This is a genomic window from Microbacterium sp. ZW T2_14 (genome assembly GCF_044987405.1).
GTDB lineage: Bacteria > Actinomycetota > Actinomycetes > Actinomycetales > Microbacteriaceae > Microbacterium.
Genome location: NZ_JBJDRK010000039.1, coordinates 19909 through 43071, shown reverse-complemented (window position 1 = coordinate 43071; position 23163 = coordinate 19909). Strand labels below are relative to the sequence as shown.

Genomic DNA, 23163 nt, shown 5'->3' with positions numbered 1-23163 from the left:
CCGGACTCCGGCACGATCCCGCCGCCGACGAAGGAGACAGACGTGTCCACGGTTGACAGCTTCGGTGCGAAGAGCACCCTGACGGTCGGCAGCACCGACTACGAGATCTTCCGCATCGACAAGGTCGCGGGCTACGAGAAGCTCCCGTTCAGCCTGAAGGTGCTGCTCGAGAACCTGCTGCGCACCGAGGACGGCGCCAACGTCACCAAGGAGCAGATCGAAGCTCTCGGGTCGTGGGATGCCGCAGCCGAGCCGAACACCGAGATCCAGTTCACGCCCGCTCGCGTCGTGATGCAGGACTTCACCGGCGTTCCGTGCATCGTCGACCTCGCCACCATGCGCGAGGCGGTCACCGCACTCGGCGGCGACCCGACGAAGATCAACCCGCTGTCGCCGGCCGAGATGGTCATCGACCACTCGGTCATCGCCGACCTCTTCGGCACCGAGAACGCCCTCGAGCGCAATGTCGAGATCGAGTACGAGCGCAACGGCGAGCGGTACCAGTTCCTGCGCTGGGGCCAGACCGCGTTCGACGACTTCAAGGTCGTCCCTCCGGGCACCGGCATCGTCCACCAGGTGAACATCGAGCACCTCGCGAAGGTGATCTACGACCGCTCCGTCGGCGGCGTCCTGCGCGCCTACCCCGACACCTGCGTCGGCACCGACTCGCACACGACCATGGTCAACGGGCTCGGCGTCCTCGGTTGGGGCGTCGGCGGCATCGAGGCAGAGGCGGCCATGCTCGGCCAGCCGGTGTCGATGCTCATCCCGAAGGTCGTCGGCTTCAAGCTGTCGGGCGCGATCCCGACCGGCGTCACGGCCACCGACGTCGTGCTGACCATCACCGACATGCTGCGCAAGCACGGTGTGGTCGGCAAGTTCGTCGAGTTCTACGGCGAGGGCGTGGCCTCGGTGCCGCTCGCCAACCGCGCCACCATCGGCAACATGAGCCCCGAGTTCGGCTCGACCGCCGCCATGTTCCCGATCGACAGCGTGACCGTCGACTACCTGCGCCTCACCGGCCGTGACGAGCAGCAGCTCGCCCTGGTCGAGGCGTACGCGAAGGAGCAGTCGCTCTGGCACGACCCCTCGCGCGAGCCGGTCTTCAGCGAGTACATGGAGCTGGACCTGTCGACGGTCGTCCCGTCGATCGCCGGTCCCAAGCGCCCTCAGGACCGCATCGTCCTCTCGCAGGCGAAGCAGCAGTTCGAGACCGACCTCACCAACTACGCCGAGGTCGACCACGACCTGGTCGACCTCGAGGGCTCGGAGTCGTTCCCGGCCTCCGACCCGCCCGGAAACTCGCCCGAGGACGAGTACAGCAGCCACGAGCACCACCACCACAGCCACGCGCCGGCGACGGCGTCGAAGCCGACCCCGGTGACGCTGGAGGGCGGCGAGAAGTTCGTGCTCGACCACGGCGCGGTGACGATCGCCGCGATCACCTCGTGCACGAACACGTCGAACCCGTCGGTGATGCTCGCCGCCGGCCTGCTGGCTCGCAACGCGGTGAAGAAGGGGCTCAAGGCCAAGCCGTGGGTCAAGACCACGCTGGCCCCCGGGTCGAAGGTCGTCACCGACTACTACGAGAAGGCCGGCCTCACCAAGGACCTCGAAGAACTCGGCTTCTTCACCGTGGGCTACGGCTGCACCACGTGCATCGGCAACTCGGGCCCGCTCATCGAGGAGGTCTCGGCGGCGATCAACCAGAACGACCTCGCCGTGACTGCCGTTCTCTCCGGCAACCGCAACTTCGAGGGCCGCATCAACCCCGACGTGAAGATGAACTACCTTGCGAGCCCGCCGCTCGTGATCGCCTACTCGCTCGCGGGTTCGATGAACTTCGACTTCGAGGTCGACGCGCTCGGCACCGACCAGGACGGCAACGACGTGTTCCTGCGGGACATCTGGCCCGACTCGGCCGAGGTGCAGGCCACGATCGACTCGTCGATCAACAAGGACATGTTCACCCACCAGTACGCGAGCGTCTTCGAGGGCGACGAGCGGTGGCGGACCCTCCCGACCCCGACGGGCGATGTGTTCGAGTGGGATGATGCGTCGACGTACGTGCGCAAGCCGCCGTACTTCGACGGCATGACGATGGAACTGACCCCGGTCACCGATATCTCGGGTGCCCGTGTGATGGCCACGCTGCTGGACTCGGTCACCACCGACCACATCAGCCCGGCCGGAAACATCAAGGCCGACAGCCCGGCGGGCAAGTACCTCGCCGAGCACGGCGTCGATCGCAAGGACTTCAACTCGTACGGCTCGCGCCGCGGCAACCACGAGGTGATGATCCGGGGGACGTTCGCGAACATCCGCCTGAAGAATCAGCTGGTGCGCGCGGTCAACGACGGCGCCGAGGTCGAAGGCGGCTTCACCCGCGACTTCACGCAGGAGGGTGGCCCGCAGTCGTTCATCTACGACGCCAGCCAGAACTACCAGGCCGCGGGCACGCCGCTCGTCATCTTCGGCGGCAAGGAGTACGGCTCCGGCTCGTCCCGCGACTGGGCGGCCAAGGGCACGAGCCTCCTGGGCGTCAAGGCGGTCATCACCGAGAGCTTCGAGCGCATCCACCGCTCGAACCTCATCGGCATGGGCGTCGTCCCGCTGCAGTTCCCGGCCGGTGAGAGCTGGGCGTCGCTCGGACTCGACGGCACCGAGATCGTCTCGATCTCCGGACTCGAGCAGCTCAACGAGGGTGTCACCCCGAAGACGGTGCGCGTCACCGCCGAACCGAGCGAGTTCTCTGCGCCCGGCAAGGCCACTGTCGAGTTCGACGCGGTCGTCCGCATCGACACGCCCGGTGAGGCGGATTACTACCGCAACGGCGGCATCCTGCAGTACGTGCTGCGTTCGCTGGTCTGACAGCTGATTCACGGGGGACCGGATGCCGCGGCATCCGGTCCCTCCTTCATGCCCCGGGTAGACTTGCAGAGCCCTTCCCGGGCCGGAAAGGAGCGGGGATGTCGCTGCTGTCGTCCATCACCGGACCCCGCGATCTCGACGGACTGACCGCCGATCAGCTCGAGCAGCTCGCGAGCGAGATCCGCGGGTTCCTCGTCGAGAACGTCGCACGCACCGGCGGTCACCTGGGCCCCAACCTCGGTGTCGTCGAGTTGACCATCGCCCTTCACCGCGTCTTCGATTCGCCGAACGACCCGATGATCTTCGACACCGGGCACCAGTCGTACGTCCACAAGCTCCTTACCGGGCGACAGGACTTCACCAATCTGCGCGCGCGTGACGGTCTGGCCGGCTACCCCCAGCGCTCGGAGAGCCCGCACGACGTCGTGGAGTCCTCCCACGCGTCCAGCTCGCTCAGCTGGGCGGACGGCGTGTCCCGCGCGCTCACCCGCACCGGGCGCAAAGACCGGCACGTCGTCGCCGTCGTCGGCGACGGTGCGCTGACCGGCGGCATGACGTGGGAGGCGCTCAACAACATCTCCGACGACAACGACCGCAACCTCGTGATCGTGGTGAACGACAACGGCCGGTCGTACGCCCCCACCATCGGGGGCATGGCCCGCTATCTCAACCGGGTCCGCACGGCGGAGTCCTACCGCACCCTTCATCGCGGCTCCGACGACCTGTTCCGCAAGCTCGGTCCCGCCGCACGGGCGGTCTACCGCGGCGTGCGCGGCGGCACCCACGGGTTCCTCTCGCGATTCACGAACAACGCGGCGCTCTACTCGAACCTCGACATCAAGTACCTCGGCCCCGTCGACGGTCACGATCTGCCGACGCTGATCGAGACCCTCGAGCTCGCGAAGTCGTACGGCGCTCCGGTCATCGTCCACGCCATCACCGAGAAGGGCCGGGGCTACGCTCCGGCGCTGGAGGACGAGGCCGACCAGTTCCACGCGGTCGGCAAGATCGACCCGATCACGGGCGAATCGCTCGGCGCGACCGGCGGCCTCAGCTGGACCGACGTCTTCGCCGAAGAGCTCGTCACGGTGGGTGATGCGCGCGACGACGTGATCGCGATGACGGCGGCCATGCTGCGCCCGACGGGGCTCCTGCCGTTCGCGCAGCGCTTCCCGGACCGCGTGTACGACGTCGGGATCGCCGAACAGCATGCCGTCGCGTCCGCGGCCGGTCTCGCGTTCGGCGGGCTGCACCCCGTGGTCGCCATCTACGCGACGTTCATGAACCGGGCGTTCGACCAGGTGCTGATGGATGTCGCCCTCCACCGCGCCGGCGTCACCTTCGTGCTCGATCGTGCCGGGGTGACCGGTCCCGACGGCCCGAGCCACCACGGCATCTGGGATCTGGCGATGCTGCAGATCGTGCCGCACATCCGCATCGCCGTGCCCCGCGACGGCGTGCGCCTGCGCGAGGAGCTCCAGGAGGCGGTCGCCATCGACGATGCGCCCACGGTGATCCGCTTCCCGAAGGGCGCGGTCAGCCCGGAGCTGCCCGCCGTCGAGCGCCTGCACGACGGCGTCGACGTGCTGGTGCGTTCCGACGCGGACGACGTGCTGCTGATCGGCATCGGCCCCATGGCGCACACCGCCGTCGAGGTCGCCGAGCGCCTGCGGGCACAGGGCATCGGCGCCACCGTGGTCGACCCCCGGTGGGTCGTGCCGGTACAGCCCTCCATCGTCGAGCTCGCGGCATCCCACCGTCTCGTCATCACGATCGAGGACGGCATCCGCGTGGGCGGCATCGGCACGCGCGTACGCCAGGTGCTGCGCGAGGCCGGCGTCGACACGGCGGTCGACGAGCTGGGCGTGCCCGACGAGTTCATCGACCATGCGAGCCGCGAGCAGATCCTCGACGGGGCGGGACTCACGCCCGCCAAGATCGCGCACGACGTCGTGGCGCAGGTGCTCGGCACCCGCATCCCGGTGGCCCGCGGCGCCCAGAGCGGCGACCCGACACGGACCGGTGAGATCCCCACGCTCCCCGATCTCGCGCGCAGCCGCGACGACCGGGCCTAGACGGACGAGAGCCGCGTCGCGAGGACGGATGCCGCGGCATCCCATTCCGCGTTCTGCGGGTCCGCCGGGCGCGGCGTGATCGCCTGCGACAGCAGGTAGCCGTCGGTGAGCGCGTCGCCCGTCACGATGACGCGCAGCAGCTCGATCCCGCAGTCCGTGCGCACGAGGTCGGCGCACGCCGCGACGAGGCGCGGCGACAGCAGGTCGTTCGGCGGCAGCACCGCACCGTCGAGCTCGTGGACGAGGTCGCGCAGCGCCGCCCCCACGATGTTGCCCGCGCGCTCCTTCACGTTGACCACGTCGAGCTCGAGCACGCGGAGGTCGTGCCCCGAGACGATCGGCCGCCAGTCGAAGGACGCGTGCACGAGATGCTGGTGCCCGCTGGCGGCGGTGAGGCTCCGTGCGGGAAGGTCGGTCGATCGCGCCCGCACATCGACCATCCGGTACCAGTACACGATCGGGAACGCACCGTGGGTTCCGGGCCGCAGCACCATGACCTCACCGCGCCCGTCGTCGGCGCCGCGGACGCGTCGGATGATCGGCTTGCCGTTGCGAGTCCGGATCGCGGTCGATCCCTCGTCCACCGTCACCAGGAACAGCTTCATGAGCGCGGGTACGACCACGAGCAGCGTCAAGGCGGCGCCACTCGTCTTCACCAGGACTCCCAGCGCGCTGCCGCTGAACATCCCCGAGATCACATCCAGCATCCGGACACCTCCCGTTCTGACCACCGTTCAGGGACAGGATGCCCTGCGCGCCGGTGTCCGATCGCCCGAGAGGCGGCCTGGCGCCGACTGTTCACGCATCGGACGGATCACGTTCCGCGAATCGAGGTCGGGCGTTCCCCGCATTTCTCGCCCCGACGCGCCACCCGCATCACCCTGCCCGTGCGCACACAAGCGCGCAGGGCGCACCCTCCTCGGAGGATGCGCCCTGCGCGAGACCGACGCGCGGTGTCAGCCGGCGATGCCCTTGATCACCGGGTGGTGGAAGGTGTCACCGAAGACCCGCTCGGATGCGCCCTCGCGGTCGAGGTACGGTGACGCGCCGCCGTCGATGAACGGCCAGCCGGCACCGAGGATGAGGCAGAGGTCGATGTCCTCGACCTCGGGGACCACGCCCTCGTCGAGCATGATCCTGATCTCCTGCGCGAGGCCGTCCTGCACGCGGGCGAGAATCGTCGCAGCCGACGCGGGCGACGAGCCGACGGCCGGCTTGAGCAGCTTCTCGGCCGCCTTCGTCCAGCCGGTGACGCGGCCGCCCCTGTCCTTCTCGACGACCTCCGGCAGCTCCGCGAGGGCATGGAAGTTCTCGTTCGCGTAGAACCGGTCGGGGAACGCGTGCACCATCGTGTCCTGGACGTGCGCGGCCACCTTCCAGCCGACGAGGTCGATGAGCTGGAAAGGGCCCATCGGCAGACCGAGAGGCGCGAACGCCTTCTCGACGTCGGCGATCGGGGTGCCCTCGTAGACGGCGCGCGCCGCCTCGCCCATGACCTTCGCCAGCAGGCGGTTGACCACGAAGCCCGGCGCGTCGCCCGTGAGCACCGCATTCTTCCCGAGGTTCTTGGCGACCACGAACGCGGTCGAGAGTGCGGCATCCGACGTCTGCGGCGTCTTCACGATCTCGATGAGCGGCATGACCGCCACCGGGTTGAAGAAGTGGAAGCCCACGAGACGCTCGGGGTGAGCCAGCTTCGCGCCGATCTCCTCGACCGACAGCGACGAGGTGTTGGTTGCGAGGATCGCGTCCTCGGCGATGATCTGCTCGATCTCGCCGAACACCTGCTGCTTGACGCCGACCTCCTCGAACACCGCCTCGATGACGAAGTCGCAGTCCGCGTACAGGCTCTTGTCGGTCGTGCCGGTCACGAGCGCCCGCAGCCTGTTCGCACTGTCGCCGTCCAGGCGTCCCTTGGCCTCGAGCTTGCCGATCTCATCGTGGATGTACGCCACGCCCTTGTCGACACGAGCCTGGTCGAGGTCGGTGATGAGCACCGGAACCTGCAGCTTGCGCACGAACAGCAGGGCGAACTGGCTCGCCATGAGGCCGGCCCCGATGATGCCGACCTTCGTCACCTTCTTGGCGAGGGCCTTGTCGGGCGCGCCGACGGGGCGCTTGGCCCGCTTCTGCACAAGATCGAACGCGTACATGGATGCCGCGAACTGGTCGCCCGTGACGAGCTCGGCAAGGGCCTCGTCCTCACGCGCGAAGCCTTCGGCCTTCGTGCCGCTCTTCGCCTTGTCGAGGAGCTCCAGCGCCGCGTACGGGGACTTCGGAACCGTCCCGATCTTGGACTCGAGCATGCCCCGAGCCATCTTGATGGCGATCGGCCACTTGGTGAGCCGCTCGATCTTGCCGGGCTCGTTCTTGCGGTCGACCTTCGTCTTGCCGGTGAGCACGCCGTCCGCCCAGGCCAGGGAGTCCTCGAGGTAGTTCGCGGCGGGGAAGATCGCGTCGACGATGCCGTAGTCGTACGCCTGCTGTGGCTTCAGCATGCGGTTCTGCTTGAGCGGGTTCGAGATCACCACCTCGAGTGCGTTCTCGATGCCGATGAGGTTGGGCAGCAGATACGCGCCACCCCAGCCGGGGATGATGCCGAGGAACACTTCGGGCAGCGCGATCGCGGCGGCCGAGGCATCCACCGTCCGATACGTGGAGTTCAGCGCGATCTCGAGGCCACCACCGAGTGCGAGGCCGTTCACGAAGGCGAACGTCGGCACGCCGAGCTCGGACAGCTTGCCGAACACCTTGTGGCCGAGCTGCGCGACCAGCCGCGCGTTGTCCTTCGAGCCCACCTTCGAGATGTCGGACAGGTCGGCGCCGGCGGCGAGGATGTACTGCTTGCCGGTGATGCCCACCGCCTGGATCTCGCCGGCGGACGCGCGCGCTTTGAGGGCGTCCAGCGTCTCGCCGAGCTGGGACATCGTGGCCGGGCCCAGCGTGTTGGGCCGGGTGTGGTCGCGCCCGTTGTCGAGCGTGACGAGGGCGAGCACCTTGCCGGAGGCGAGACGGATGTCGCGCACGCGCGAGTGCGTGATCACCTCGCCTTCGGTGACGGCGAGGATGGGGGAGAAGTCGATCCCCGCGTACTGTTCGGAAACGGTGTTCGTCATTCGTGCCGGCCCTTACTTCTTCCGCTTGCCGTCGTAGTGGGGGTTCTCCCAGATGACCGAGCCGCCCTGACCGAGGCCCACGCACATCGCGGTGAGGCCGTAGCGGACGTCCGGGCGCTCGGCGAAGTGCGCCGCGAGCTGGATCATCAGGCGGGCGCCCGACGCTGCGAGCGGGTGTCCGAAGGCGATCGCGCCGCCCCACGGGTTCACGCGAGGATCGTCGTCGGCGATGCCGAAGTGATCGAGGAGCGAGATGACCTGGATCGCGAACGCCTCGTTCAGCTCGAACAGTCCGATGTCGTCGATCGTGAGGCCGGCCTTCTTCAGCGCCTTCTCGGTCGACGGGATCGGACCGATGCCCATGATCTCGGGCTGCACGCCCGCGAACGCGAACGACACCAGCTTCATCTTGGGGGCGAGGCCGAGCTCCTTGACGGCGTGCCCGCCGGCCAGCAGCGACATCGTCGCACCGTCGGTGAGCGGCGACGAGGTGCCCGCCGTCACGCGCCCGTGCGGGCGGAAGGGCGTCTTGAGCGCCGCGAGATCCTCCATCGTGGTCTGCGGCCGGCGACCTTCGTCCTCGGTCGCGAGAGCCCACGAGCCGTCGGCGTCCTTGATGGCGACGGGGACGAGGTCGGGCTGGATCTTGCCGGCGTCGTATGCGGCCTGCACCTTGTGCTGGCTGAGCATGCCGTATCGGTCGGAGCGCTCCTTGGTCAGGTGCGGGAAGCGGTCGAAGATGCGCTCGGCCGTGACCCCCATGTTGAGGGCGCCCGGGTCGACCATCTTCTCCGCCACGAACCTCGGGTTGGGGTCGGCGTTCGCGCCGATCGGGTGGTGGCCCATGTGCTCGACGCCGCCCGCGAGGGCGACGTCGTACATCCCGATGCCGATCGAACCGGCCATCGTGGTCACGCTCGTCATCGCCCCCGCGCACATGCGGTCGATCGCGAAGCCCGGGACCGTCTCGGGAAGCCCGGCCAGGATCGCGACGCTGCGGCCGAGGGTGAGCCCCTGGTCGCCGGTCTGCGACGTGGCGGCGATGGCCACGTCATCGATGCGGTCCTTGGGAACGCCCGGGTTGCGCTCCATCAGTCCGATCGTCGCCTTGACGGCGAGGTCGTCCGCGCGGGTGTTCCAGTACATGCCTTTCTCGCCGGCGCGCCCGAAGGGGGTGCGCATTCCATCGACGAAGAAGACGTCCGAGATCTCGGCCACTCTGCCTCCAAAAATAGGGATGCCGTCAGCCTAGGAGGGGCCCGCGAGCGGCTGGAATCGGGTGGCGGAAACCTACGAAGCCGGTTCGGACGCCTCCGCGGGCTCTTGCACGGAATCGACAAAGGCATCGGCGATAACCTGTGCAGTCTGCTCAATCTGCCACGGCCGTGCGCCGAGAGACGCGAGCGCATCGCCGACGGACGCGGCGGTCGGCGGCTGCGGGGGAGACCACGCGACCCGGCGCAGCAGCTCCGGAGTCAAGAGGTTCTCGGTCGGCATGTGCAGCTCCTCGGCACGGTGCTCGACGACGGGCCGGGCCGCCTTGAGCCGCGCATCCGCCTCGGGGTTGCGGTCGACCCACGCGCGCGGCGGGGGCAGCGTATCGCCGCCGGTGGCGCGCTCCAGGGGCAGCTCGGTCACGGCGCGACCTGCCTCGATCGCCGCCCACCAGCGATCGAGCTGGGAACGGCTCGCCCGCCCGGTGAAGTCCTTCAGCGCCCCGAGAGCGCTCTTGGATGCCGGATCCGCCAGCACGGCGGCGACGAGCGCCCGGTCGGGCACGAGCCGCCCCGGCGCCACATCCTCCGCCCGGGCGTACTCCTCGCGTGCGATCCACAGTTCACGCGCCACAGCGAGTGCCTTGCGGCCGCGCACCGTATGCAGGCCCGACAGGCGCCGCCACGGCTCCTCGCGCGCCGGCTTGGGCTCGCGATCGAGCACGGCACGGAACTCCTCGTCGGCGAAGCGGACCTTGTCCTGCTCCACGAGCTCCGCGGCCAGCTTGTCGCGCACGTCGACGAGGTGCTCGACATCGAGGGCCGCATACTCCAGCCACGACTGCGGCAGCGGACGGGTGGACCAGTCGGAAGCAGAGTGCGCCTTCGCGAGGGTGATGCCCAGCGTGTCCTCGACGACGGCGCCGAGGCCGACCCGTTCGTGACCCAGAAGGCGCGCGGCCAGCTCCGTGTCGAAGATGCTCGCCGGCTCCAGTCCGAGCTCCCGCAGCGACGGCAGGTCCTGGCTGGCGGCATGCAGTACCCATTCTTCGCCGCCGATGGCCTCCTGGAGCGCGCGGAAATCGCCGATCGGCGGTGGATCGAACAGGAACACCCCGGCGCCGCGGCGGAAAACCTGCACCAGATAGGCGCGCTGCGAGTAGCGGAAGCCCGACGCGCGCTCGACGTCGACGGCGACGGGTCCCTCGCCTTCGGCCAGCACGAGGGCGGCCTCCTCGGCGCGCTCCAGCTGGTCGATCACATCGTATTCAGCCACGCGGCGACCTGTGCGAACCGAGCATCGCGATCCCTTCCGAGCCGGGGGGAAGACCGGCCAGCATGCAAACCAACTCCGCCCATGCTTCCACGTGCGCGGCGATCGCGCCTTCCGGCGACCAGGATGCGCGCAGTTCGATCTGCGCCCCATCGCCCTCGGCCGCCAGCGCGCCGAAGCCTTTCGAGAGCGTCTTGGTGGCGGTGCCCGACGCCGAGTGGAAACCGGCGCCCCGCGACTCGAGCGCGTCGGTGAGCCACGTCCACGCCACATCGGCGAGGAGGGGATCGACGCCGATCTCGGGCTCGAGCGGCGCCTGTGCGAAGCACACGATCCGCCAGGGGCCGTTCCAGGGTGCAGGTTCGTCCGGATCGTGCAGCAGAACGAGGCGACCGGTGCCGTACGGAGAGTCGGTGTCGTCGGGAGAGGAGCGCACATCGCCCGCGATCGCGATCGCGTCGGGCGCCAGACCCTGCGGCGCGGCGATCTCACGCACCGTGAGGTCTGCGCGGAAGCGGATGTCGCGCACCGCCTGCGCGGCCTGCTCGAAGGCGCTCGATGCCGCGGGGGGACGCTGCTCAGCCACGCGGACAGACTAGGATCGTTCCTCGATGGTCGCCTCCAGGCGCGCCGCAGTGCGCGCCGCATCCCCTGCTCTCGTCGCCGGCGTGAAGGCAGCGCTCACCGTGCTGAGCGTCGCCCTCGCCGGTGCGCTCGGCGCCCTGGCCGCCGGCTCCGTGCTGATGGCACGGAAGGTCGTCACCCCGGCACGCCGTATCGCCGACACCCGCATCCTCGCGCTCGACACGGCCGCGCAGACCATCACGCTGTCGCGGACCGCGGACACCGAGCTGCCCGGTCGCTACGGACTGTTCACGACGGGGTCCACCGACTACATCAAGCTCGGCTCGGTGCTGTCGGAGGATGCGACCAGCGTCAAGCGCAAGCTCCTCACACACGTCCCGGCAGAGGCGCGGCTGGAGCCCGACGCGGCGTTCAGCGGCTGGTACTACGACCATCCCGAGCAGCTGCACCTGCCGTTCACGCCGGAGCTGATCGGCTCGACGGTCGGTCCGTGCCCGGCGTGGCTGTTCCCCGCGGGCCAGGGCGATACCTGGGTCATCCAGGTGCACGGTCGCGGTACGACACGCGCGGAGTGCCTTCGCGCGGTGCCGGTCTTCCACGCGCTGGGCATCACCTCGCTGGTCGTCTCGTACCGCAACGACGCCGAGGCGCCCCGCAGCCGTACCGGCACATATACGCTCGGCGCGACCGAATGGCGCGACGTCGACGCGGCGGTCGGCTTCGCCCGCCGCCGGGGCGCGCGGCGGATCATCGTCATGGGCTGGTCGATGGGTGGCGCGATCGCACTGCAGCTCTCCCTCAACTCGCCGCACGCCGACGCGATCGCCGGCCTGATCCTCGAGTCGCCGGTCGTCGATTGGCGTACGGTGCTCACCTACCACGCACGGGCCGAGCGCGTACCCGGCGCTGTGAGCCGGCTGGCGATGGAGGCGCTGCAGGTCGAATGGGCGTCTCCGCTGACGCGGGCGAGCGCGGGGATCCGCCTGGATCAGCTCGACGTCGTGGCCCGGGCGGCCGAGCTGCGGCATCCGATCCTGATCCTGCACAGCGACGACGACGGCTTCGTGCCGTCCGACGCGTCGCACCGCCTCCTCGCGGCCCGACCCGACCTGGTGGAGATGCAGGTCTTCGAAGTGGCGCGGCACACCAAGCTCTGGAACTACGACCAGCAGCGATGGAGCGACAGCATCGGCGCATGGCTGACCGCGCAGGGAATCACCGCCGACTGAGCGGAGCGCGGTCCGTCAGCGCGCGGAGGCCGCACGGACCTGCCGCTGCGCCCGCAGCAGCATGCCGGTCATGCCCGAGATCCGCAGCGGCGACACGACGCGGGTGAGCCCGAGCGTCTGCGGGAAGTCGCCGGGCACCGCGAGCACCTCGGCGGTCGACAGACCGGTGAGTCCCTGCGCCAGGATGCTCGCGAAGCCGCGTGTCGTCGGCGCCTCCGGCGGCGCGGTGGCGTGCATAGCGACGATCCCGTCGTCGTCGACGTCGACCACGATGAAGACGGGCGACTGGCACTCCACCACGCGCTCGTACCGCTCGGGATGGTCCTCGTACTCCGGGGGGACCGGCGGCAGCTCGTAGGAGTACTCCAGCAGCAGTTGGAGCCGGTCGGGCTCGGGCAGCTCGAGGAACTCGTCGCGGATCTCGGCGAGACGGTCGGGCAGGACAGCTTCGGTCATCACTGCCATCCTCCCATGCGACACGTCTACGGGATCCTGCTCGGCGGGGGAAGTCAGCGCAGGGGAGCCGCTCCCGGCTCCGCTCCCGTCACGATCGGCACGCGCACAGCGCTGCCCCACTCGGTCCACGATCCGTCGTAGTTGCGGACATCGCCGAAGCCGAGCAGGTGCCGGAGCACGAACCACGTGTGACTGGACCGCTCGCCGATGCGGCAGTAGGCGACGATCGAATCGCCGTCCTGCAGGCCGACTTCGTCGCGGTAGATCGCGTCGAGCTCGGCGCGCGTCTTGAATCCGCCGTCCGCGGCGACCGCGCGGGCCCACGGCACGCTCTGCGCCGACGGGATGTGGCCACCGCGCAGCGCACCCTCCTCCGGGTAGGCCGGGGCGGTGGTGCGGGAGCCGTCGTACTCCTCGGGCGAGCGGACGTCGATGAGCGGCCCCTTGCCCAGGTGCGCGAGGACATCGTCCTTGTAGGCGCGCAGCGCCGTGTCGTCGCGCTCCACGACCGGGTACTCGGCCGGCGTCGGATCGGGTTGTGCGGTGGTGATCGGGCGCCCCTCGGCGATCCATCGGTCGCGTCCGCCGTCGAGCAGCCGGACGTCCTCGTGACCGAACAGCGAGAACACCCACAGCGCGTAGGCCGCCCACCAGTTGCTCTTGTCGCCGTAGATCACGACGGTGTCGCCGCGTGAGATGCCCTTGCGGCTGAGGAGGGCGGCGAACCCCTCGCCGTCCACGTAGTCGCGCACCACAGGGTCGTTGAGCTCGGTGTGCCAGTCGACCTTGACCGCGCCGGGGATGTGACCGGTCTCGTAGAGCAGGACATCCTCGTCGGACTCGACGATCGCCAGCCCCGGCCGGCCCAGATGCGCCTGCAGCCACTCGCCTGTGACGAGCCGTTCCGGCTGGGCGTACTCGGCGAACTTCGGCGAGGAGGTGTCGGTCTCGACGGGCATGGGGTCTCCTGATGTCGGGTGCGGTTCGATCGGGCGGCTGTCATCCGGCGTCAGGCGAGGCAGGCGCACACGGGCGACGGTTAGGGTTGAACCGTCGCCTCCGACCATAGATTCCCGGAGCGGCGTGCACAGCCCCTCTGTAAGACTCCGACACAGGATCCGCATGACCGCCTCCGCCACACGCACCGGCGTCGTCCATCTCGCGGAGCGCGCCCCTCAGCTCGCCGGCGCGGAGATGGTCGCCGCACTGGTCCCGCCTCCGCAGTTCGCCGACGCAACGTTCGACACGTATCGCGCAGATCCCGCGTACCCGTCGCAGCAGCAGGCGAAGGATCTGCTCCAGGCCTTCTCCGGCTCGTCGACGCCCGCCAAGGGCGGTCTCTTCCGACGCGCCAAGCGTCCCGAGCTCAAGCCGGGCGTCTACCTCGACGGCGGCTTCGGCGTGGGCAAGACCCACCTCCTGGCCTCCGTGTATCACGCGATGTCGGCACGCCGGAAGTACTTCGGATCGTTCATCGAGTACACGGCGCTGGTGGGGGCCCTCGGCTACCAGAAGACGGTGGAGCTGTTCCGGGGAGCAGACCTGCTGTGCATCGACGAGTTCGAGCTCGACGACCCGGGCGACACCATGGTCATGACCCGCCTGCTCGGCGAACTGGTCGGGTCCGGCACGCGCCTGGCGGCGACATCCAACACGCCTCCCAACGCGCTCGGGGAAGGGCGCTTCGCCGCGCAGGACTTCCTCCGCGAGATCCACGCGATGGCGGCGAGCTTCCAGACCATCCGCATCGACGGCACCGACTTCCGCCACCGCGCCCTCGACGGCCACGCCGCCGTGCTGGAGCCGGCCCAGTACGAAGCCGCCATCACGGATGCCGCGGCTGCGGGCCTCGCGTCGGACGACGCGTTCGACGCGCTCGTCGCCCATCTGGCCCGCGTGCATCCGTCGCGCTACATCCGGCTCATCGACGGGCTGTCGCTGGTCGGTCTGCGCGATGTCGCTCCGTTCGCCGACCAGTCCGCGGCCCTGCGGTTCGTGGCGTTCATCGACCGCGTCTACGACGCCCAGCTGCCGATCCGCGCCACCGGCACATCGCTCGACCTGGTCTTCCCCGAGGAGATGCTGGCCGGCGGCTATCGCAAGAAGTACCTGCGCGCCATCTCGCGACTCGTCGCATCGACGCTGGACTGAGCGACCCGACACCCGGCCGACCGGCCGACTCCGGTCGGATTCCCGGTCGCCGTTCGGCCGTGCGAAACACGATGTTTACGTGCGAGGCCCTCGCGTAACGCGGGAGAAACACGGGTCGACCCGCTGCCGAAACGGACCGTAGTCACACTGAGGGGACCCGACGCTATACCTGCGTCCCTGCAGAGAGGTTCTCTTCGAGATGGATCAAGGCAACACCGCATTCATCCTGATATGCGCGGCGCTCGTCCTGTTGATGACGCCAGGACTCGCGTTCTTCTACGGCGGTCTCGTGAAGGCGAAGAGCGTCATCAGCATGATGATGCTCAGCTTCGGCGCGATGGGCCTCATCGGCGTCCTGTGGGTCGTCTACGGCTATGCGATCGCGTTCCCGGGCTCTGACGGCCTCATCCCGCCGTGGTCGATCGACTGGTCCGCCATCGGGCTCAAGGGCCTGCTCGAGGTGCCGGACGGTGCGGCGTACCCGCCCCTGGCCTTCGTCGCGTTCCAGGCCACGTTCGCCATCATCACCGTCGCGCTCGTCTCGGGCGCCATCGCCGACCGCGCCAAGTTCGGCTCGTGGATGATCTTCGCCGCCATCTGGGCGACGATCGTCTACTTCCCGGTCGCCAGCTGGGTCTTCAACTTCGGCCTCGCCGACGACGGCAGCTTCGCCTACGGCGGCTGGATCACGTACGGCATGCAGGAGTGGTTCGGCGTCGGCGCGATCGACTTCGCCGGCGGCACCGCCGTCCACATCAACGCCGGTGCGGCCGCGCTGGCGCTGGCGCTGGTCCTGGGCAAGCGCCTCGGCTTCCAGAAGGGCGTCCACGTCCCGCACACCCCGCCGTTCGTGCTCCTCGGCGCCGGCCTGCTGTGGTTCGGCTGGTTCGGCTTCAACGCCGGCTCGGAGCTGGCTGCCGACGGCACCGCCGCCCTGGCCTTCGTCAACACCATCGCCGCACCGGCCGCTGCGCTGCTGGCGTGGATGGTCGTCGAGAAGATCAAGGACGGCAAGCCCACGTCGGTCGGTGCCGCCTCGGGCGCCGTCGCGGGTCTCGTCGCCATCACGCCGGCGTGCGCCTCGCTCGACCCGATCTGGGCGATCGTCCTCGGTCTCATCGCCGGCGCGGTCTGCGCCCTGGCGATCGAGCTGAAGTACAAGTGGGGCTTCGACGACTCGCTCGACGTGGTGGGCATCCACCTCGTCGGCGGCCTGATCGGAACGCTCTACCTGGGCTTCTTCGCCACCGCAACCGGCCTGTTCTGGACCGGGGACGCCACCCAGCTGCTGGTCCAGGCCATCGCCGCCGTGTCGGTGCTGGTGTACTCGTTCGTGCTCGCCTACGTCATCGGCTTCGCGATCGAGAAGACGATCGGCTTCCGCGTCAAGAACGAGGACGAGGTCGCCGGCATCGACACCGTCGTCCACGGCGAGGAAGGCTACGTGCTCGAGGGCGCGCGCGCCTGACACGCACGGCAATGCCCCGAAGGGGCGCCGCGGTTCCCCCCGCCGCGGCGCCCCTTCGGCGTGTCACGGCACCCGACGGCGCGTGTGGGGGAAGACGTCCCCGCTCCTAGGATGGCGATCGTGACACAGCGAAACGGGCTGTTCGGCATCCTGAACGGCATCCTGCGCCCCCGGCGGCGACCCGCTCCCTCGGACGCGCCCGCCGGTGCCGTGCCCGCGGAGAGCCGCACCGGCCCCGCCGCGACCGTGGAGGTGCCGCCGCCTGCGGCCGACGCACTGCGGATCACGTACGCGCCCGACAGGGACGGCGATCCCGATGCGGGCGAGATCGTCTGGACCTGGGTGCCGTACACCGAGAACGACGGTCGAGGGAAGGATCGCCCCGTTCTGGTGATCGCCCGGCAGAGCGAGGACCGCGTCTACGCCGTCCGCCTGACCAGCAAGGCGCACGACGGCGACCGGGACTTCCTCGCCATCGGCCCGGGGGAGTGGGACGCGCAGGGCCGCCCCTCGTGGATCGACATCGAGCAGCTCTACAGCGTGCATCGTCGAGGCATGCGCCGCGAGGCATCCGCTCTCGATCTCGACCGCTTCGTGCGCGTGGCCGACGCGCTGCACCGCCGCTACGGCTGGAACGTCGGGGGCTGAGGGGACGAAAAAGGCCCGGTCACTCACGTGACCGGGCCGATATGGTGGGCGATACCAGACTCGAACTGATGACCTCTTCCGTGTGAAGGAAGCGCGCTACCAACTGCGCCAATCGCCCGTTCCCCGAGGGGGACGACTACCGATCCTACCGGATGCCGGAGCGTGCCTCGGACCACGTCAGGGTGACACGCGCGGGGCGCGCCTGGTTTGGCAGGACGCCGCGGATCGGTTAGAGTCTTTCAAGTGCCCGGGTGAACAACCCGGGAACGAAATGCGGATGTAGCGCAGTTGGTAGCGCACAACCTTGCCAAGGTTGGGGTCGCGAGTTCGAGTCTCGTCATCCGCTCAAGTGCAGGGATCCTCTCCAGGGATCACAGCACGTGGGGTCAAACCACACGCGGTGGCGTGGCCGAGCGGCTAGGCACCGGCCTGCAAAGCCGTTTACACGGGTTCGAATCCCGTCGCCACCTCGCCGACAACTGAACAGCCCCTTTGGGCGCGATTGGCGCAGCGGTAGCGCGCTTCCCTGACACGGAAGAGGTCACTGGTTCGATCCCAGTATCGCGCACCACCTGAAACCCCCGGTTCACCCGGGGGTTTTCTCATTCCCGGATCACCGGACGTGCTCGGACGGATAGACGTCCCGGATCCGCTCGCGGAAGAACCGGCCGGCACTCTCGGCGGCGCGCAGTCCGCGGTGGATCGAGGGCGGCACGGCGAAATAGCGGTAGACGTCGCCGGACGTGAACTCGATCTCGAGCATCGCCGTGGCGGCGTCGTAGCCGGCCGACGCGATCGCCGTGGAGTCGATGTGGTGCCGCCGCATCCCGCTCAGGCTACTGGGTACACTCGAGGGGTGGAACTCGTCTGGTCGACCGCGACGGCGGCAGTGAAGACCGACACGCGAACGCTCGGCGCCTGAGCGGGCGGGGCGCGTCGTGCGCCCGAAGCTGAGTAGCCTTGATCCGAGCCATTCCCAGGAGAGTTTCCGTGACTGACGCTGTGTCCTATCCGACCGACGGCTTCGCCCTGTTCCCCGACCGCTCCGTGGTCGCACTGCGGGTGAACGGCGAGCTGAAAGACCTCGCGACGGTGGTGAACGACACGGATGCTGTCGAGCCGGTGCCGATCGACAGCCCGGACGGTCTGGCGATCCTCCGGCATTCGGCCGCACACGTGCTCGCACAGGCCGTGCAGCGCATCAACCCGCAGGCGAATCTCGGCATCGGTCCTCCCATCACCGACGGCTTCTACTACGACTTCGGGGTGGAGCATCCGTTCACCCCCGAGGACGTCAAAGCCATCGACAAGGAGATGCAGCGCATCGTCCGCGAGGGGCAGCGATTCGTGCGACGGGTCGTGACCGACGACGAAGCCCGCGCCGAGCTGGCCTCCGAGCCGTTCAAGCTCGAGCTCATCGGTCTCAAGGGCGGCGGTGCCGAGAAGACCGAGGGTGCCTCGGTCGAGGTGGGCGCAGGCGAGCTCACGATCTACGACAACGTCGATCGCGACGGCCAGACGGTGTGGAAGGACCTCTGCCGGGGCCCGCACCTGCCCAACACCCGCATGATCGGCAACGGCTGGGCGCTCCAGCGCATCGCCGGCGCGTACTGGCGCGGCAGCGAGAAGAACCCCCAGCTGCAGCGCATCTACGGCACCGCCTGGCCCTCGAAGGACGAACTGCGCGCCTACCAGAGCCGTCTGGAGGAGGCCGCCAAGCGCGATCATCGCAAGCTCGGCAAGGACCTCGACCTGTTCTCGTTCCCCGACGAGATCGGCTCGGGCCTGTCGGTGTGGCACCCCCGCGGGGGCGTCGTGCGCGGCGAGATGGAGCAGCACGCGCGACGGCGGCACATCGCCGGCGGCTACACCTACGTCTACACCCCGCACATCTCGAAGGAGGACCTGTTCCTCACCTCGAACCACCTCGTCACCTACAAGGAGGGCATGTTCCCGCCGATCGTGATGGACGAGGAGCGCGACGAGAACGGCGAGATCACGAAGCAGGGTCAGGACTACTACCTGAAGCCCATGAACTGCCCGATGCACATCCTCATCTACAAGGAGCGGGCGCGCAGCTACCGCGACCTGCCGATGAGGCTCGCGGAGAACGGCACCGTCTACCGCAACGAGCTGTCAGGCGCGCTGCACGGACTCACCCGCGTACGCGGGTTCACGCAGGACGACTCCCACCTGTTCGTCACCCCCGAGCAGCTGGAGCAGGAGGCCACCAACGTCCTGCAGTTCGTCATCTCGATGCTGCGCGACTTCGGCCTGGACGACTTCGAGCTCGAGCTGTCGATGCGGGACGACGAGAAGGAGAAGTGGATCGGCTCCGACGAGTTCTGGGACTATTCGACCAACGCCCTGCGCAACGTCGCGGTGGCGAGCGGCCTGAAGCTCACCGAGGTGCCCGGCGAGGCCGCCTTCTACGGCCCGAAGATCGACCTCAAGACTCGCGACGCGATCGGCCGCGTCTGGCAGCTGTCCACGGTGCAGGTCGACCCGAACCTGCCGGAGCGCTTCGAACTGGAGTACACGGATCGCGACGGCCAGAAGAAGCGGCCGATCATGATCCACCGTGCGCTCTTCGGCTCGATCGAGCGGTTCTTCGCGATCCTGCTCGAGCACTACGCCGGCGCGTTCCCGGTGTGGCTCTCGCCCGTGCAGGTGGTCGGCATCCCGGTCGCCGAGGACTTCGCGGACTACCTCGGCGAGGTGATCGACCAGCTGAAGGCCGAGGGCGTGCGCGCTGAGCTGGACCACAGCGACGACCGCATGCAGAAGAAGATCCGCACCCACACCACGCAGAAGGTGCCGCTGCAGCTCATCGCCGGTGCGCAGGACCAGTCCGCCGGCACCGTGTCGTTCCGCTTCCGCGACGGCACCCAGGAGAACGGCGTGCCGATCGCCGACGCGGTGCGCCGCGTCCGCGAGGCGATCGCCTCCCATGCCCTGGTGAACACCGCGGAGGACTTCGCGTGAGCGACGACCCGCTTGCGGGGAGTCGCGCACGCGAAGTGACGGTTCCTGAGCCTGTCGAAGGGCGCGTGAGCGACGACCCGCTTGCGGGGAGTCGCGAACGCGAAGTCACGGTTCCTGAGCCTGTCGAAGGGCGCGTGAGCGACGGATCGACGAGCGCGGTCTCCGATGAGGATGCCGCGCTCGTCGACGCCGCAACGCTCCCCGGCGTGCCGGACGAGTTCCAGCGCCTGTGGACGCCCCACCGGATGGCGTACATCCAGGCGGGCCCCGAGGTGCTGCGCAAGGAGTGCCCGTTCTGCGAGGCGCCCCGCAAGTCCGACGAGGACGGGCTGATCGTCTTCCGCGGCCGCACGGCCTACGCCCTGCTCAACCTGTTCCCCTACAACTCGGGGCACCTGCTGGTGTGCCCGTTCCGCCACATCGCGACGTACGACCAGGCGACAGAGGAAGAGGTCGCCGAGATCGGCGCGCTCACCCAGCAGGGCATGCGCGTGCTGCGTCAGGTGTCCCGGTGCGACGGGTTCAACATCGGCATGAACCAGGGCCACGTGGCCGGCGCCGGCGTGGACGAGCACCTGCACCAGCACATCGTGCCGCGCTGGGCGGCCGACGCGAACTTCTTCCCGATCATCGCCAAGACCAAGGCCCTGCCCCAGCTCCTCGGCGACGTGCGCCGCGTCGTCGCGGACGCCTGGCAGGACTGACACCGGGAGCAGATCCTGGAGAGGGAGCGGATGCCGCGGCCCGCGGCATCCGCTCCGTTGCTCGTCAGCGAACCTGCGTGACCTCGAACTGCAGGCGCGGGTGAGCATAGGCCTCCTGCGATTCGACGAGCTGCAGCTCGCGCTCGCCTGACGCGTGCGTGCGCTCGAGCAGGTCGTAGACGCTCGACGTCGTCCGCGCCAGCGCGTCGGCCGCGTCACCGGTGCGGCGGTAGTGCGCCGTGAAGAGCGCGGCCGTGACATCACCCGAGCCGTTGGCTTTCATCGGGATGTGCGGGGTCTGCACGATCCAGGCGCCGTCGTCGGTGACCGCGAGCATCTCGATCGTGCCATCGGGACGATCCGGGCGCTCGACGCTCGTGACCAGGACGGTGCGCGGCCCCATGACGCGCGCGAGGTCGGCCGACGCGAGGGTGGATGCGAGGTCGGCGGGTTCGGTCCCCGTCAGGAAGCCCAGCTCGAACTGGTTGGGGGCGATGATGTCGGCGGCGGGCACGACGCGTTCACGCAGCAGCACGGGGATGGCCGGGGCGACGAAGCATCCCGACTTCGCGTTGCCCATCACCGGGTCGCACGCGTAGACGGCGGCGGGATTGGCCTCACGGACCCGGGCGACCGTGTCGAGGATGACGTCGGCGATGCCCTCACCGCCCTGGTAGCCCGAGAGCACGACGTCGATCTCGGGGAAGACGCCGCGCTCCTCGATGCCGAGGATCACCTCGCGCACATCGTCGGGGCTGATCATCGGGCCGCGCCAGGCGCCGTAGCCGGTGTGGTTCGAGAAGTTCACCGTGTAGACCGGCATGACCTCGACGCCGATGCGCTGGAGCGGGAAGACGGCGGCGGAGTTGCCGACGTGACCGTAGGCGACCGCGGACTGGATCGAGAGGATCTTCACCGCTCGATCATGCCACTTCTCGCGTGACGAGCCGCCCTCCGGCCGCACGGACGGCGGCCGCCACGTCGGCGGCGAGCCGCTCTGCGTCGTGGTCGTCGAGGTCGTGCACGGTGAGGCGCAGCCGCGGCGAGGCGTCGTCCGCGCCGAGCACGAACTCGTCACCCGGCCGTGCCAGCCATCCCCTTCGCATGAGCTGCTCGGCGACGGCTCGTGCGGGGACCGGGAGCGGGATCCAGAGGTTCAGTCCGTCGCCCGTGTCCGCGGGCACACCGGCGGCGGTGAGGCGCTCCACGAATGCCGCGTTGCGCGCCGCGTAGTGCGCACCGGCGCGCTCGATCGCGGCGAGGGTGGCGCCATCCGTCAGCAACGCCAGCGTCAGTCGCTGCAGCAGGTGACTCACCCACGTCGTTCCGGGGGTGAGCCGCATGGCGAGCCGCTCGGCGGTCTCGGGATCGGATGCCGTCACCGCGAGGCACATGTCGGGTCCGAGGAACTTCGACACCGACCTCACCAGCGCCCACCGCCGATGCCCGGGCGCGATGACGGAATGGAAGGGCTGCTGCGACAGCAGCGAGAAGTGGTCGTCCTCGATCACCAGGACGTACGGGTGGTCGCTGAGCACCTCGCGCAGTTCCTCGGCGCGGCGACCCGACAGGCTCGCTCCCGTCGGGTTCTGCGCGCGCGGCGTGAGGATGACGGCCCGCACGCCCTGATCGAGGGCAGCCCGCAGTCCTGCGGGCGTCATCCCCTCGGCATCCACCGGCACCGGGACAGCGCGATACCCGCCGATGCGCACGGTATGGATGCTGGTGAGGAAGCAGGGATCCTCGAGGGCCACCGCGTCGTCGCGCGTCAGCGCCTGGGCGAGCAGCCGCTCGACGGCGTCCGCCGCACCGCTCGTGATGGTCAGGCGCAGGTCGGCGGCCGCCGTAAGGCCGTCGCGCATCCACTCCTGCGCCCAGCGCTCGAGGCCGGGGTCGATGACCGGCTCGCCGTAGAGCACGGGGCGGCCGGCCATCCGGGCGAGCGCGGGGGAGAGGTCGGGGATGAGTTCGGGGTCAGGGTTGCCGGTGCCGACGTCGCGGAGCACGCTCCCTGCGGCGAACCCCTCCTGGGCGACCGGCGAGGGGTCGGCCACGCGCGTGCCGCCACGCCCGCGCGTGACGATCACGCCCGCCTGGGTCAGCTGCCGGTACGCGGCGACGACGGTGTTGCGGTTGACCCCGAGATCGTCGGCGAGAGACCGCACGGGGGGCAGCGCGCTGCCGGGGAGCAGGTCGCCGCGCTCGATGCGCGCGCGCACGCTGTCGGCGATCTCGGAGGCGGATCGCCCGCTGATGTCGAGGGTCATGTGCCGCCCCTGCTGATCGTCCGTCACTCGCCGATCGGTGAGCCCCCCCATGCTATCTTTTGGCCTAGGTCAATACCCGCATTGTCCTCACCCGTTGCGCTCCGGCGCCTCCGATCGAAGG

18 protein-coding genes and 4 tRNA genes are annotated in these 23163 nt (G+C 69.3%); 11 read left to right on the top strand and 11 right to left on the bottom strand.

The window, feature by feature from the left end:
- Positions 1–42: 42 nt before the first annotated feature.
- Both acnA and dxs read left to right on the top strand, forming a co-directional pair.
- Complete coding sequence (gene acnA / locus ACI3KY_RS13805) at positions 43–2871, top strand: aconitate hydratase AcnA (protein WP_404930730.1); 2829 nt, start codon at positions 43–45, stop codon at positions 2869–2871.
- Between the two features lie 98 nt (positions 2872–2969).
- Entirely contained in the window at positions 2970–4946 is a 1977-nt protein-coding gene (dxs, locus tag ACI3KY_RS13800) for a 1-deoxy-D-xylulose-5-phosphate synthase (RefSeq protein WP_404930729.1), read from the top strand.
- Here dxs and ACI3KY_RS13795 read toward each other — a convergent pair.
- From ACI3KY_RS13795 to ACI3KY_RS13775, 5 genes are all read right to left on the bottom strand, one after another.
- Positions 4943–5653, bottom strand: a complete 711-nt coding sequence (locus ACI3KY_RS13795; protein WP_404930728.1) for a hypothetical protein — start codon at positions 5651–5653, stop codon at positions 4943–4945. The genes dxs and ACI3KY_RS13795 overlap by 4 nt on opposite strands.
- Positions 5654–5902: 249 nt before the next feature.
- Positions 5903–8062: a 3-hydroxyacyl-CoA dehydrogenase NAD-binding domain-containing protein gene (locus tag ACI3KY_RS13790; protein WP_404930727.1), complete on the bottom strand. Its 2160-nt coding sequence runs from the start codon at positions 8060–8062 to the stop codon at positions 5903–5905.
- A gap of 12 nt (positions 8063–8074) precedes the next feature.
- Complete coding sequence (locus ACI3KY_RS13785; RefSeq protein ID WP_404930726.1) at positions 8075–9280, bottom strand: thiolase family protein; 1206 nt, start codon at positions 9278–9280, stop codon at positions 8075–8077.
- Positions 9281–9352: 72 nt separating this feature from the next.
- Positions 9353–10552: a ribonuclease D gene (locus ACI3KY_RS13780; protein ID WP_404930725.1), complete on the bottom strand. Its 1200-nt coding sequence runs from the start codon at positions 10550–10552 to the stop codon at positions 9353–9355.
- Positions 10545–11135, bottom strand: a complete 591-nt coding sequence (locus tag ACI3KY_RS13775) for a DUF3000 domain-containing protein (RefSeq protein WP_404930724.1) — start codon at positions 11133–11135, stop codon at positions 10545–10547. Before ACI3KY_RS13775 ends, ACI3KY_RS13780 begins: the two co-directional genes overlap by 8 nt.
- A 25-nt stretch (positions 11136–11160) precedes the next feature.
- On the opposite strand from ACI3KY_RS13775, the gene ACI3KY_RS13770 reads away from it, so the two are divergent.
- Positions 11161–12363, top strand: coding sequence for an alpha/beta hydrolase family protein (locus tag ACI3KY_RS13770; protein WP_404930723.1), 1203 nt, complete (start codon positions 11161–11163; stop codon positions 12361–12363).
- A 15-nt stretch (positions 12364–12378) separates the two neighbouring features.
- Here ACI3KY_RS13770 and ACI3KY_RS13765 read toward each other — a convergent pair whose 3' ends face one another.
- A complete protein-coding gene (locus tag ACI3KY_RS13765) occupies positions 12379–12819 on the bottom strand; it encodes a SufE family protein (RefSeq protein ID WP_404930722.1) in 441 nt (146 codons plus the stop codon).
- A 53-nt stretch (positions 12820–12872) separates the two neighbouring features.
- A complete protein-coding gene (locus ACI3KY_RS13760) occupies positions 12873–13778 on the bottom strand; it encodes a sulfurtransferase (RefSeq protein ID WP_404930721.1) in 906 nt (301 codons plus the stop codon).
- A gap of 163 nt (positions 13779–13941) precedes the next feature.
- Here ACI3KY_RS13760 and zapE point away from each other — a divergent pair, with 163 nt between their 5' ends.
- The 3 genes from zapE to ACI3KY_RS13745 all read left to right on the top strand — a co-directional run bounded on the left by zapE (position 13942) and on the right by ACI3KY_RS13745 (position 17086).
- Positions 13942–14970, top strand: a complete 1029-nt coding sequence (zapE, locus tag ACI3KY_RS13755; protein ID WP_404930720.1) for a cell division protein ZapE — start codon at positions 13942–13944, stop codon at positions 14968–14970.
- A gap of 199 nt (positions 14971–15169) precedes the next feature.
- A complete protein-coding gene (locus ACI3KY_RS13750) occupies positions 15170–16438 on the top strand; it encodes an ammonium transporter (RefSeq protein WP_404930719.1) in 1269 nt (422 codons plus the stop codon).
- Between the two features lie 120 nt (positions 16439–16558).
- The gene (locus tag ACI3KY_RS13745; protein WP_404930718.1) at positions 16559–17086 is read left to right on the top strand and encodes a type II toxin-antitoxin system PemK/MazF family toxin; all 528 of its coding nucleotides are present in this window, start codon (positions 16559–16561) and stop codon (positions 17084–17086) included.
- A 42-nt stretch (positions 17087–17128) separates the two neighbouring features.
- Here ACI3KY_RS13745 and ACI3KY_RS13740 read toward each other — a convergent pair.
- A tRNA-Val gene (locus tag ACI3KY_RS13740) sits at positions 17129–17204 on the bottom strand.
- A 155-nt stretch (positions 17205–17359) separates the two neighbouring features.
- Here ACI3KY_RS13740 and ACI3KY_RS13735 point away from each other — a divergent pair.
- The 3 genes from ACI3KY_RS13735 to ACI3KY_RS13725 all read left to right on the top strand — a co-directional run bounded on the left by ACI3KY_RS13735 (position 17360) and on the right by ACI3KY_RS13725 (position 17657).
- Positions 17360–17432 (top strand) — tRNA-Gly (locus ACI3KY_RS13735).
- 53 nt (positions 17433–17485) lie between these two features.
- A tRNA-Cys gene (locus tag ACI3KY_RS13730) sits at positions 17486–17556 on the top strand.
- Between the two features lie 26 nt (positions 17557–17582).
- Positions 17583–17657: transfer RNA gene (locus tag ACI3KY_RS13725), tRNA-Val, on the top strand.
- 42 nt (positions 17658–17699) lie between these two features.
- Here the strand turns inward: ACI3KY_RS13725 and ACI3KY_RS13720 are convergent.
- Complete coding sequence (locus tag ACI3KY_RS13720) at positions 17700–17912, bottom strand: KTSC domain-containing protein (protein WP_404930717.1); 213 nt, start codon at positions 17910–17912, stop codon at positions 17700–17702.
- A 164-nt stretch (positions 17913–18076) separates the two neighbouring features.
- On the opposite strand from ACI3KY_RS13720, the gene thrS reads away from it, so the two are divergent.
- A complete protein-coding gene (gene thrS, locus ACI3KY_RS13715; RefSeq protein ID WP_404930716.1) occupies positions 18077–20071 on the top strand; it encodes a threonine--tRNA ligase in 1995 nt (664 codons plus the stop codon).
- A 134-nt stretch (positions 20072–20205) separates the two neighbouring features.
- On the top strand, positions 20206–20775 hold the full coding sequence (locus ACI3KY_RS13710) for an HIT family protein (RefSeq protein WP_404930715.1): 570 nt from the start codon (positions 20206–20208) through the stop codon (positions 20773–20775).
- A 64-nt stretch (positions 20776–20839) separates the two neighbouring features.
- Here ACI3KY_RS13710 and pdxY read toward each other — a convergent pair whose 3' ends face one another.
- Together pdxY and ACI3KY_RS13700 are read right to left on the bottom strand one after the other, a co-directional pair.
- A complete protein-coding gene (gene pdxY / locus ACI3KY_RS13705; RefSeq protein ID WP_404930714.1) occupies positions 20840–21691 on the bottom strand; it encodes a pyridoxal kinase PdxY in 852 nt (283 codons plus the stop codon).
- 7 nt (positions 21692–21698) lie between these two features.
- Positions 21699–23042, bottom strand: a complete 1344-nt coding sequence (locus tag ACI3KY_RS13700) for an aminotransferase class I/II-fold pyridoxal phosphate-dependent enzyme (protein WP_404930713.1) — start codon at positions 23040–23042, stop codon at positions 21699–21701.
- Between the last annotated feature and the right edge of the window lie 121 nt (positions 23043–23163).